We start from the raw sequence: 12,190 nt of genomic DNA on the forward strand, positions 1-12,190 counted from the left end.
GTCATTCCCGCCCCCGCCTACGCGAGGACATTGCTGATTCGAATTGACTATATTCAGCGGGCAAAGCCCATGCTACGGGGTTCGGCTTATCCACAGCGTGTTTTGATTCATCGAGGTCGTCTGAAAACTGGGAAACCAAAGTTTCAGACGACTTTTTTCAATCTTAAATCCCACTTCTTAATCAGAGCAGTAAATAGATAAGACACCCTCAAAACAAACGTAGCGCGGGTTATATAGCAAGCATAATTAACTTTAAATACAGCATATCATCAAATCCCGTCATTCCCGCACAGGCGGGAATCCATCGTAAAATCTGAGAAGCCTTGATTTGAAAAACAGTTTCTGAATTTCAAAAATGGATTCCCACCTGCGCGGGAATGACGACGACCGGTAAGTTGCATACCGAAAATAAAGTAATTCAGCTATACCCACAAAATAAATACAAGTACACACACCCGATTCAAACTGACGGACGGCAAATCCCGCGGGCAAAGCCCACGCTACGGGGTTCGGTTATCTCAAAGCGTGTTTTGATGAATAAAGGTCGTCTGAAAACCGTGTCCGGCTTTGTAGAATCACCAGCCCGCCTGTTGACGCGACTTTTCGCTTACGCCTCAAACGTATTCAGCCAAATCCGCCAGCTCTCGTCGGTATCGGCGCAGACGGTCAGGGTTTCGCCGTTTTCGATGCTTTGGAACGACAGGCTTCGGGCGTGGAGCATGAGGCGGGTGGGACCGAGGTGGACGGCGGTGGCGTGGTTTTGGCGCAGGTCGCCGTAGTTGGTGTCGCCGACGATGGGGTGGAAGATGTGTTTCATGTGGCGGCGGAGTTGGTGTTTGCGGCCTGTGTTCGGGATGAGTTCTGCCCACGAGTAGCGTGAGGTCGGGTAGCGGGCGGCGGATTGGAAGGGCAATTCGGTGCGCGCAAGGCAGCGGTATTGGGTTTGGGCTTCTTGGAGGGTGGCTTCGGTTTGGGATTCGGCGATTTTGTCGGGCTGATATTTGAGGGGGTAGTCGATGAGTCCGTCGTCGGGCAAATATCCGCGCACGATTGCCCAGTAGGTTTTGCGTGTGTTTTTTTGTTCGAACTGCTGCGTCAGCAGGCGGGCGGCTTCGGGGTCGAGGGCAAACAGGAGGACGCCGGATGTGGGGCGGTCGAGGCGGTGGGCGGGATAGACGTGTTGTCCGATTTGGTCGCGCAGGGTCTGCATGACGAATTGTGTTTCGTGGCGGTCGAGCCAGCTTCGGTGGACGAGCATTCCGGCGGGTTTGTTGACGGCGATGGTGCGGCTGTCGCGGTAGAGGATTTCGAGCATGGTCTGATGTGGGCGGAAATGGGGGATTGTAACGCAAGCGGCGCGGCTGCGACGGCAATCTTGTCCTTTTGCGCGGGTTGACGGGCTGAAACGCATGATTCGGTTCAAATAAGGAACATTTGCTGCCATTCTTGCCTGCGTTTTCAGACGACCTCGGGTTCTGTCGGTTACAATGTGGGGATTCAACAAGATGAAGGAAAAACTGTGAGCCTGCTCAAAAAACTGCCCAAGCCTATGCTGCCCGATGAGGCGCGCCGCGAGATTCAGGCGCGGGAGTCGTATCATGTTTTGAAGATTATTTCGGAATTTGTCGAAGCGGGCGAGGAGCTGCGGGCGATTCAGCCAGCGGTCAGCATTTACGGCAGCGCGCGCACGCCGGAAAACCATCCCGACTACGAATTTACGCTGCGTCTGGCGCGCAAGCTCTCGGATGCCGGTTTTTCGGTTATTTCAGGCGGCGGGCCGGGGATTATGGAAGCGGCGAACAAGGGCGCGTTTGCGGGCGCAAGCCCTGCGGTGGGGCTGAATATCGTGTTGCCGCACGAACAAAAAGCCAATCCGTATCAGGATTTGTCCATCAAATTCCAACATTTCTTCCCGCGCAAAGTGATGTTTGTGAAGCATGCGGTCGCATATGTCGTCATGCCCGGCGGCTTCGGCACGTTGGACGAACTGTTTGAAAGCCTGACGCTGGTGCAGACAGGCAAAACGCCCGACCGCCCGATTATCTTGGTGGGCAAGGATTTCTGGTCGGGCTTGTTGGACTGGATACGCAAAGAGCTGCTCGGGCGCGGGCTGATTTCGGAAGCCGATATGGATTTAATCCGACTGATCGACGGCGAAGACGAAATCATCGAAGAAATCTTCGCGCACTACGAAAACCGTTTGGAAGATTTTTCCGAAGGCGTCAACGCGTGGTCGCTCGGCTTGTGATGGACTGGGAGGTCGTCTGAAAAGCGTTTGAATCTCGCGGGTTGAGTTGAAATCAAGATAGGCGGCAACGCCGTATCGGTTTCCAGTCAACCCGATATAGAATCGTTTCAGACGACCCCTGCCTATTTCGGTACAATACCTTTTCGCCGCAAGGCAGCCACGCCGCCGCGAACATTCCCTTTATCCACTCCACCCGACCCAACCGTTCATGACCGATACCGCCCAAATCATTACCAGCTACGGCCGCCGCTACATCGTGCGCACACCCGACGGCAAAACCTACGAAGCCAGCACGCGCAAAAAGCGGGTGGATTTCGCCTGCGGCGACCGCGTGCATATCCAAAACATCAACGCCGAACAAGCCGTCATCGAAGACTATCTCCCGCGCGAAAGCCTGCTCTACCGCCAAGACGCATGGAAAACCAAGCTTATCGCCGCGAATGTTACCCAGCTCCTTATCGTTACCGCCGCCGTTCCCTCGCCCAGCGAAGCCCTGCTGCAACGCGCCCTCCTAGCCGCCGAAGCCACCGGCATCCAAGCCGTCATCATCCTGAACAAAGCCGACCTGCCCGAAACCGCCCTCTGGCGCGAAAAACTCAAATTCTACGAAACGCTCGGTTATCCCGTCATCGAAACCCGCGCGCTGGAAAACGCCGACATCCTGCGCCCCGTCTTGCAAGGGCATACCAACATCCTGCTCGGACAAAGCGGCATGGGCAAATCCACCCTGACCAACGCCCTCTTAGGCAACCAAACTGCCCGCACTGGCGACATCTCCACCGCGCTCGATTCCGGCAAACACACCACCACCCATGCCCAGCTTTACGATTTAAACGAAGAAACCCAATTAATCGACTCCCCGGGTTTGCAAGAATTCGGCCTGCACCACCTCCAAGCCGCCGACCTGCTGCAATATTTCCCAGACCTGCGCCACCTTGTCGGACAATGCCGCTTCCACAACTGCACCCACCGCGCCGAACCCGGCTGCGCCGTCAAAGCCGCCGCCGAAGCAGGCGAAGCCAAGTCTGAACGCATCGAATTTTTGCAACGGATAACGGATGAATTGTTGAGATAGGGGAAGCGGTTGGTTTGGGTGAAATAAAAAGGTCGTCTGAAAACTTGGGAAACTGTTTTCAGACGACCTTCTGAACATTAATATCTATATAAAACAATAACAAACAAAATTTTTTCAATTCGCTTGTAAGCATTTTCAGACTGCCGCGTCTAATCGGGCATGAAATGATTTTATGAAACGGTTATCATGAAAACGAATATCACAGCCCCGTGGCAATCGGCTTTAGGTTTATTGGCTTTGCGCCTTTTTGCCGCTTACGAATTTTGGGAATCGGGTATGCAGAAATGGAGCGGCGAAAACTGGTTTGCCGAAATCAATGACCAATTCCCCTTTCCGTTCAATTTGCTGCCCGACAGCGTGAATTGGAACTTGGCGATGTGGGCGGAGCTGGTTTTTCCGGTTTTGCTGCTTTTAGGATTGGCAACCCGCCTGTCCGCCTTAGGGTTGATCATTGTAACGGCAGTGGCGTGGGCAGCAGTCCATGCCGGTGCGGGTTATAATGTTTGCGACAACGGCTATAAAATGGCTTTGATTTATATCGTGGTTTTAATCCCGATTCTGCTTCAAGGCGCGGGCTGTTTATCGATGGATGCGCTGTTGAAAAAACGGTTTTGCCCGAAATGCCGCGTCGGAAATCAATAAAAAAGGTCGTGGAGCGGACTTTAAACGCGCCAACTCAAATTCTTAATCTGTTTAACTTGATACTTTGAAAAGGAAATCAATATGAAAAAAAATGTAGCCGCTGCCCTTGCAGGTGCTTTGTCTTTGTCTTTGGCTGCCGGCGTTGTTGCCGCTGACAAACCGGTAAGCAGCAAAGCAGGCGTTCAAAAATCTGCCCAAGGCTCTTGCGGTGCGGTTAAAGCTGCTGAAGGTTCATGCGGTGCCGCTGCTCCTAAAGCAGGCGAAGGCAAATGTGGCGAGGGTAAATGCGGTTCAACCGTGAAAAAAACCCCCGCTAAAAACGCCAAAGCAGCAAAAGCCAAAGCTAAAGCAGTTGAAGGCAAATGCGGCGAAGGCAAATGCGGTTCTAAATAATTTAGAACAAAAAGCCGCATTTTATTGACAAATGCGGCTTTTTATATGATTTTGACAGCAATTTCCTACCAAAACCGTCGGAATACCATCCAAAACGGAGCAACATCATGATTCAACATGCAGGCTTAGGCTACCGCCGCGACTTGGCGGAAGACTTCCTCTCGCTTTCAGACGACAGCCCGATACGCTTTATCGAAGCCGCCCCCGAAAACTGGCTGAAAATGGGCGGCAGGGCGCGCAAACAGTTTGACCGCGTGGCGGAACGGCTGCCGTTGGCGTTGCACGGATTATCCATGTCGCTGGGCGGACAAGCCCCGCTGGATACCGCTTTGATAGATGGAATCAAAGAGATGATGCGCCGTTACGATTGCACGTTTTTCTCCGACCATTTGAGCTACTGCCACGACGGCGGCCATCTCTACGACCTGTTGCCGCTGCCCTTCACCGAAGAAATGGTGCGGCATACCGCGCGGCGTATCCGCGAAGTGCAAGACCGATTGGGCTGCCGCATCGCCGTAGAAAACACCTCCTACTACCTGCATTCCCCGCTTGCCGAAATGAACGAAGTCGAGTTCCTCAACGCCGTTGCACGCGAAGCCGACTGCGGCATTCATCTCGATGTGAACAATATCTACGTCAACGCCGTCAATCACGGACTGTTGTCGCCAGAGGCTTTTTTAGAAAACGTTGACGCAGGGCGCGTGTGTTACATCCACATCGCCGGACACGACGTCGAAACGCCCGAATTGTTGATTGATACCCACGGCGCGGCGGTTTTACCGACCGTTTGGGACTTGCTCGAACTCGCCTACACCAAGTTGCCGACCATCCCGCCCACCCTGTTGGAGCGCGATTTCAATTTCCCGCCTTTTGCCGAACTCGAAGCCGAAGTCGCCAAAATCGCCGAATATCAAACGCGTGCCGGAAAGGAATACCGCCGTGCAGCCTGAAACCTCCGCCCAATACCAACAACGCTTTGCCCAAGGCATACGCGAGGGCGAAGCCGACGACGGCTTGCCGCAAGACCGCCTGAACGTCTATATCCGCCTGATACGCAACAATATCCACAGCTTCATCGACCGTTGTTATACCGAAACGCCGCAATATTTCGACAGCGGAGAATGGGGTCGTCTGAAAGAAGGCTTCATCCGGGACGCGCGCGCCCAAACCCCCTATTTCCAAGAAATCGCCGGCGAATTCCTCCAATACTGCCAAAGCCTGCCACTTTCAGACGACCTCTTGGCACTGATGGACTTCGAACACACCCAACTGCTCGCCGAAGTCGTCCAAACCAACAGCCAAGCCTCGTCCGCCGATTCAGACGATTTGGCGTACACCCTTTCTCCCACCGCCTTTGTGCGCCGCTACCATTACGACGTTACCGACGAATTGCAGGCGGTGGAAACCGCCGTTTTGGTGTGGCGAGACAGTGAAGATGACGTGATGTACCAAATCCTCAACGATTTCGACGCATTATTGCTGGAAACGTTGGCAGACACCCCCACTTCCCTGAACGGCCTGCAAACCATGCTGGCAGAGTTCATGTCGTCTGAAAACGGCTGGCAGGATGCCTTAACGCAAAAATGGTCGGACTGGCTGGAACAAGGCATTTTGGTTGCCGCATAGCTGATGGATTCCCGCCGTAGCCTGTCCTCGCGTAGGCGGGGGCGGGAATGACGGCAGATGATGCTGTATCAAAAATTCAGCCTCCCGTAGCGTAGGTTCTAACCACGGAATGAACAGGGAGGATTGGATTCGGATATTCGGACGGTAGATCGTGGGCGAAGCCCACGCTACGATTTGCTGCAACGGCAATTTGTTCCTTCCCCCGTCTGGCGGGGGAAGGTTAGGATGGGGGTGGTTTTGTGTGTTTAGGTAAAATCAAATTCGTGCAAGCCGTAGAACCTACCTTCTCCCGCCAGACGGGAGAGCCAGCCGCCCGTAGCGTGGGTTCTACCCACGGAATAAACGGATATGATTGGATTCGGATGTTTGGGGAAAAGGTCGTGGGCGAAGCCTACGCTACGGGTTCGGTTTGTCCCAAGTCTGTGCCTATTTGACGGAAAGGTCGTCTGAAAACCGGAATACTTAGTTTTCAGACGACCTTTTTGCAGAGAGAGCTTTACGGATAAGACCTCTGCGCCGTCAGAATGAACAGGGATAATTGAATTCGGATGTTTGGTGAAAGGTCGTGGGCAAAGCCCATGCTACGGGTTGGTTTATCCTAAATCTGTGTTCACGCGCTGAGCAGGCTTTGGGCGAGGAAGCCGCCTTTTTCTACACCGGGGAGGATGAAGAAATAGCCGCCGCCGAAGGGGCTGATGTATTCTTCCAGCGGTTCGCCGTTGAGCAGGTTTTGGACGAAGATGAAGCCGTCGGCGAGGTTGGCTTGGTAGCAAATGAACACCAAGCCGACGTCGAGCTGGCCGTTGGCAGCGAGGCCGCGGGAGTAGTTGAAGGCGCGGCGGTAGAGCAGGTGTTTTTTCATGAACTCGGGGTCGCGCGGGTTGGCGAGCCTCATGTGGCTGTCTTTGGGGGTGGTTTTGCCGTCGGGGTCTTTGGCGAAGTCGGCGGTGTCGCTCTCTTTTTTGCCGTCCATGGGGGCGCCGCTGTATTTGCGGCGGCCGAAGATTTCGGTTTGTTCCTGCAAGGGGGTTCTGTCCCAGAATTCGACGAAGTGGCGGATGAGGCGGACGGCTTGGTAGCTGCCGTTTTTCGCCCAGGCGGGTTCGTCTTGGCTGTTGGCGGCGATGCCTGTCCAGAGGACTTGGTCGGCAATTTTGGGATCGGATACGTCGGGGTTGCCGGAGCCGTCGCGGAAGCCTAGGAGGTTGCGGGCGGCGATGGCGCCGGGTTCGGCTTTGGGCAGCCAGCCGTCTATGCTCCAGCGGATGACGGCGGTTTGGGCGGTGTTTTTGATGATGTCGCGCAGGGCGGCTTGGCAGGTTTCGGGGGTGAAGGCGCAGATTTGGAGGCTGAGGTCGCCGTCGCACCATGATTTTTGGAGGCGGTCGTTGGGGAAGTCGCGCATTTCTTGGAGGTGGCGGGGTTTTTTGTCTTTGAGTCCGAAGCGGTCGTCAAAGAGGCTGCTGCCGACGCCGACGGTGATGGTGAGGCCGTCGGGGCGGAATGTTTTGCCGAGCAGGCCGCTGCCTGCGGGGGGGAGTTTTTCGTCGCCGTCTTGGTATTCGCCGCCTTGGGTGAGGAATTCAATGCGGGCGGTGAGGGTGCGGAAGAGGTTTTCGAGTTGTTTGGGGTCTTTGGCGGTTACGTCGAAGGCGCACATGATGCCGAAGAGCTGGTGCGGGGTGGTGATGCCGGCTTGGTGCTTGCCGTAGCAGGGGTAGGCTTGCGGGGAGTGTTCATTGAGGCGGGTCTCGGCGGCGGTTTCGCCTTGTTGTTTGCCGGCGAACCAGCCTGCCGCGCCGGCTGCGCCGGCGGCTAGGACGGTTTTGAACAGGGTGCGTTTGGTCGGTTGGGCGGGTTGTGGGTTGTTGTCTTGGCTCATGGCGGAGTCCTGAATGTAGGTCGGATTCTTGAATCCGACGTTTGGCATGACGGCAAGGTGTGTCGCGGTTTGTGCTTTGTCGGATACAAGTATCCGACCTACAGGGCTACACGGCTTTGGGGGGGCGTGGGCAAAGCCCACGCTACGTCTGCGATTACTGCTGTCAGCGATAAGTTTTCAGACGACCCCTTGAATGGCAAAAGGTCGTCTGAAACGGGCGGGTCAAGTTTATTTGAGGCCCAGTGTGCCGCGCAGTTGGCTCAGGTCTTCGGCAAGGGCGTTAATCGGTGCCTGAAGGGTTTTGCGGTCTTCGTCGCTGAGTTTGTCGTAGGTTTCAAAGCCGTCTTTGGTTTTGTATTTGGCGAGGATGTCGGTTACTTGTTTGAAGTTGGCATCGACTTTCTCGAGCAGGGCTTTGTTTTTCTCGGCAATCATCGGACGGAAGAGTTCGACGATTTTTTGCGCGCCTTCGATGTTGGCTTGGAAGTCGCTCAAGTCGGTGTGGCTGTAACGGTCTTCTTCGCCGCTGATTTTGCTGCCGGCAACTTCTTCAATCAACACTGCCGCGCCGCCGACGACTTTGTTCGGCGGGAAGGAGAGGGCGTCAATTTCTTTTTGCAGGGCTTCAACGTCTTTCATGAGTTTGTCGGCAATGTCTTTCACGCCGGATACGTCTTTTTTGATCCAAAGGGCGTGTTCGATGCGGTGGAAGCCGGTGAAGGCCGCGTCTTCGGTTTTGTCTTTGAAGTCGTCTTCACGCGCGTCGATGGCGGGGTCGAGTTCGTTGAAGAGTTCGGCAATCGGCTCAATGCGTTCGTAGTGGGTGCGGGCGTCGGCAAACAGGGATTTGGCTTTTTCGATGTCGCCCGCTTTGACGGCGTCGGTGAAGGCTTTGGTTTTGGCAACCAGCTCTTTGGCTTCGCCTTGGACGTAAGCTTTATAGTCGGCAAGCGGTTTGGCGAGTTTTTCCAAATCGGCTTCGTTGCCGGTGTCTTTAAAGCCGCTGTCGGTTACTACCAATTTGCCGCGCGGGTTGGTCAAGAGGCCGCAAGTCATTTCATATTCGCCCGGCAGCAGGGTAACGGTCATTTTGTCGGAAAGTCCGGGGGCGATGTTTTCGCGCTCGTCGACCACCATCACGCCTTTGAGGATTTCCCATTCGAGCTTGCGGCCGCTGTTGTTTTTGATGTTGAACACGACTTGTCCGCTCGGTACGGTCAGTTCCATCGGTTCGCAGGCGGTGTCGTTCACGCCGACGTTGACGGTGCCGTCGGCATTCGCGCTTGATGCACCTGACGCGGCAGGCGCGGATTTTTCCGCTTCGGGCGGCTGACATGCGGTCAGACCCAAAGCCAGCATCACGGATAAAGCAGTTATATTGAGTTTTTTCATTTCAAACCTCTTTGGCATGTTGATAAGAATGGGATACGGAATTTTTAAGCACCACTAATGGTTTTCAGACGACCTCTGCACCGCGGCGGGCCTGCTGCCGTGCAGAAACCAAATCATGACCGGAACCAAATACAGCAGCCACGCCAGCACCTCGCCCTGCGTCGGGTGGTCGGTATAGCCGAAGAAGCCGCCGAGCAGCACGCCCAGCGGGCTGTCTTCATGCAGGTATTTGGAAGAATCAAACACCACTTCTTGCAGGTGGTTCCACACGCCCGCCTCATGCAGCGCGCGCAGCGAACCGGCCACCAAACCGGCGGCCACCACAATCAAAAACGCGCCCGTCCAGCGGAAAAACTTCGCCAGATTCAGACGCATACCGCCCTGATAAATCAGCGCGCCGATGACCACTGCGGCCAGCAGCCCCAATACCGCGCCGATGGGCATAGACCAAGTCGGACTTTGTTGAAATACCGCCAAGAGGAAAAACACACTCTCCAGCCCCTCGCGCGCCACAGCCAGAAAAGCCATGCCGACCAAAGCCCAGCCTTGGCCGTTGCCGCGGTTTAAGGCGGTCTGAACCGAATCCTGAAGCTGCTGCTTCATCGAACGGGCGGCTTTTTTCATCCATAAAATCATATAAGTCAGCATCGCCACCGCCACCAAACCGATAACGCCGACCACAAATTCCTGCTCCTTCTGCGGAATCTCGCCCGTTGCCGAATGGATGCCGTATCCGATGCCCAGACACATCAGCGCAGCCAAAGCCACACCCAGCCACACCTTAGGCATCAGCCGCGAATGTCCCGACTGTTTCAAAAAACCGGCGACGATGCCCACAATCAGGGCGGCCTCGATGCCCTCGCGCAACATAATCAGAAAAGCAATCAACATATATAAAACAAACCTTAAAACTAAATATCCAAAACTAAACCATTTATTCTTTTACCCAAGCCGTTTCACCCGCCGCCTTATCTATTCTATTCGGCTGCAATAAATCCTCTCCAAGAAAATTCAGACGACCTTATGCCTAAATATTTATAAACCGATAATTAAACAAATGCAAATAATTTTTATTTTTAAGTAATAAACACAGTTACGAATGTTAACAAGGAAATGACGAAAGTATCGGACAAACGTACTTTTCCAGCCCGTCTCCCAACAGCCGATACGGCAGTCAAAATATATCCCGTCCATCAACAATAGCCGCCACAACACACAAGGTCGTCTAAAAACCTGCCCCATCCGCTTTCAGACGACCTCACGCCTTGAGCCAAAGCAGGCGGAAAAACTGTGTTAGAATCCCAAGCTCTTGAATAAACGAACCAATATCCCGTCTGCAAACCACGTTCCCATCCACCCGATTTCAGACGACCTTTAAGACAGCATTATGAAAAAACACCTATACCGCATCACACTCCTCACCATCGCCGCAGCCGTCCTCTCCGCCTGCCCGAGCAAACTCATCAAAAACCTCCCCGAAGTCGACACCACCACCGTCAAAGGCCCCGACCGCCCCACCGGCACGCCCGACCCCGCAGGCACCACCGTCAGCGGCGGCGGCGCGACCTACACCGTCGTGTCCCACCAAGAACTGCCGCACTGGAACACCCAACACTTCGTCAAAAGCCTCCAATCCTTCCGCTTAGGCTGCGAGAAACTCAAAAACCGCGCAGGCTGGCAAGACGTGTGCGCCCAAGCCATGCAGACGCCCGTCCACCATTTCCAAGCCAAGCATTTCTTCGAACGCTATTTCACCCCTTGGCAAGTCAGCAACAACGGTAACCCCGCCGGCACCATCACCGGCTACTACGAGCCCGTCCTGCTCGGTGATGACAAAGCCACCAGCAAAGCCCGTTTCCCCATCTACGGCATCCCCAACGACTTCGTTTCCGTCCCACTGTCCGCCAATTTGAGAGGCAGCAAAGCCACCGTCCGCATCCGCCAAACCGGTGCCAACAGCGGCGTCATCGACAACAGCGGCACACACACCGCCGACCTGTCCCAATTCCCCATTACAGCCCGCAGCACCGCCCTCAAAGGCAGGTTTGAAGGCAGCCGCTTCGTTCCTTATTACACCCGCAACCAAATCAACGGCGGCGCACTCAGCGGCAAAGCCCCCATCCTCGGTTACGCAGAAGACCCCGTCGAACTCTTCTTCATGCACATCCAAGGTTCAGGTCGTCTGAAAACCCCGTCCGGTAAATACATCCGCATCGGATTCGCCGACAAAAACGAACACCCCTACGTCTCCATCGGACGCTACATGGCAGACAAAGGCTACCTCCCCCTCGCACAAACCAGCATGCAGGGCATCAAAGCCTACATGAAACAAAACCCCGGCCGCCTCGCCGAAGTTTTGGGACAAAATCCCAGCTACATCTTCTTCCGCGAACTGACCGGCAGCAGCGAAGCCGGTCCGGTCGGCGCATTGGGTACCCCGCTCTTGGGTGAATACGCAGGCGCCATCGACCGCCACTACATCACCTTGGGCGCACCGTTGTTTGTCGCCACCGCCCATCCGACCACCCAAAAAGCCCTCAACCGTCTCATCATGGCGCAAGACACAGGCAGCGCCATCAAAGGCGCCGTCCGCGTCGACTACTTCTGGGGCTACGGCGACGAAGCAGGCGAAGTTGCCGGCAAAATGAAAACCACAGGCTACGTCTGGCAACTCCTGCCCAACGGCATGAAACCCAGCTATCAGCCTTAACATCGGCTAAAAAGTCAAAAGGTCGTCTGAAAACCGGTTTTCAGACGACCTTTTGTGATTCTCAAACAAGCCGATATAGTGGATTAAATTAAGCAGGCCGTAGCGTGGGCTTTGCCTACGAGTCTGCCGATCAAATCCCGAACCGAACAATCAACCAAGCCGTTTTCCGTGGGCAAAGACGCTACAATCTAAAATTACAAAGGTCGTCTGAAAACCGGTTTT

11 protein-coding genes are annotated in these 12,190 nt (G+C 54.7%); 7 read left to right on the forward strand and 4 right to left on the reverse strand.

The window, feature by feature from the left end; genetic code table 11:
• Positions 1 to 607 precede the first annotated feature (607 nt).
• Entirely contained in the window at positions 608 to 1,315 is a 708-nt protein-coding gene (gene truC / locus HMPREF2907_RS11090) for a tRNA pseudouridine(65) synthase TruC (RefSeq protein WP_070682743.1), read from the reverse strand.
• 204 nt (positions 1,316 to 1,519) lie between these two features.
• Between truC and HMPREF2907_RS11095 the strand changes: the two genes are divergently transcribed.
• From HMPREF2907_RS11095 to HMPREF2907_RS11120, 6 genes are all read left to right on the forward strand, one after another.
• Entirely contained in the window at positions 1,520 to 2,248 is a 729-nt protein-coding gene (locus tag HMPREF2907_RS11095; RefSeq protein WP_009312705.1) for an LOG family protein, read from the forward strand.
• 208 nt (positions 2,249 to 2,456) lie between these two features.
• Positions 2,457 to 3,323, forward strand: coding sequence for a ribosome small subunit-dependent GTPase A (gene rsgA / locus HMPREF2907_RS11100; protein ID WP_070682724.1), 867 nt, complete (start codon positions 2,457 to 2,459; stop codon positions 3,321 to 3,323).
• Positions 3,324 to 3,509: 186 nt separating this feature from the next.
• The gene (locus HMPREF2907_RS11105) at positions 3,510 to 3,965 is read left to right on the forward strand and encodes an HvfX family Cu-binding RiPP maturation protein (RefSeq protein ID WP_070682725.1); all 456 of its coding nucleotides are present in this window, start codon (positions 3,510 to 3,512) and stop codon (positions 3,963 to 3,965) included.
• Positions 3,966 to 4,046: 81 nt separating this feature from the next.
• Positions 4,047 to 4,358: an HvfA family oxazolone/thioamide-modified RiPP metallophore gene (locus tag HMPREF2907_RS11110; protein ID WP_070682726.1), complete on the forward strand. Its 312-nt coding sequence runs from the start codon at positions 4,047 to 4,049 to the stop codon at positions 4,356 to 4,358.
• A 107-nt stretch (positions 4,359 to 4,465) separates the two neighbouring features.
• Positions 4,466 to 5,308: an HvfB family MNIO-type RiPP peptide maturase gene (locus HMPREF2907_RS11115; RefSeq protein ID WP_004565697.1), complete on the forward strand. Its 843-nt coding sequence runs from the start codon at positions 4,466 to 4,468 to the stop codon at positions 5,306 to 5,308.
• Positions 5,298 to 5,984 (forward strand): HvfC family RiPP maturation protein, encoded by a 687-nt coding sequence (locus tag HMPREF2907_RS11120; RefSeq protein ID WP_070682727.1) that lies wholly within the window; start codon positions 5,298 to 5,300, stop codon positions 5,982 to 5,984. The genes HMPREF2907_RS11115 and HMPREF2907_RS11120 overlap by 11 nt, the downstream gene beginning before the upstream one ends.
• Before the next feature lie 610 nt (positions 5,985 to 6,594).
• Here HMPREF2907_RS11120 and efeB read toward each other — a convergent pair.
• The 3 genes from efeB to efeU form a co-directional block, all read right to left on the reverse strand.
• Positions 6,595 to 7,866 (reverse strand): iron uptake transporter deferrochelatase/peroxidase subunit, encoded by a 1,272-nt coding sequence (gene efeB, locus HMPREF2907_RS11125; RefSeq protein WP_070682728.1) that lies wholly within the window; start codon positions 7,864 to 7,866, stop codon positions 6,595 to 6,597.
• 228 nt (positions 7,867 to 8,094) lie between these two features.
• Positions 8,095 to 9,258 (reverse strand): iron uptake system protein EfeO, encoded by a 1,164-nt coding sequence (gene efeO, locus HMPREF2907_RS11130; RefSeq protein WP_070682729.1) that lies wholly within the window; start codon positions 9,256 to 9,258, stop codon positions 8,095 to 8,097.
• A gap of 54 nt (positions 9,259 to 9,312) precedes the next feature.
• A complete protein-coding gene (gene efeU / locus HMPREF2907_RS11135) occupies positions 9,313 to 10,149 on the reverse strand; it encodes an iron uptake transporter permease EfeU (protein ID WP_070682730.1) in 837 nt (278 codons plus the stop codon).
• A gap of 496 nt (positions 10,150 to 10,645) precedes the next feature.
• Here efeU and mltA point away from each other — a divergent pair, with 496 nt between their 5' ends.
• On the forward strand, positions 10,646 to 11,968 hold the full coding sequence (mltA, locus tag HMPREF2907_RS11140; protein ID WP_070682731.1) for a murein transglycosylase A: 1,323 nt from the start codon (positions 10,646 to 10,648) through the stop codon (positions 11,966 to 11,968).
• The last annotated feature ends 222 nt before the right edge of the window (positions 11,969 to 12,190 follow it).

Source organism: Neisseria sp. HMSC055H02 (assembly GCF_001813335.1).
Lineage (GTDB): Bacteria > Pseudomonadota > Gammaproteobacteria > Burkholderiales > Neisseriaceae > Neisseria > Neisseria sicca_C.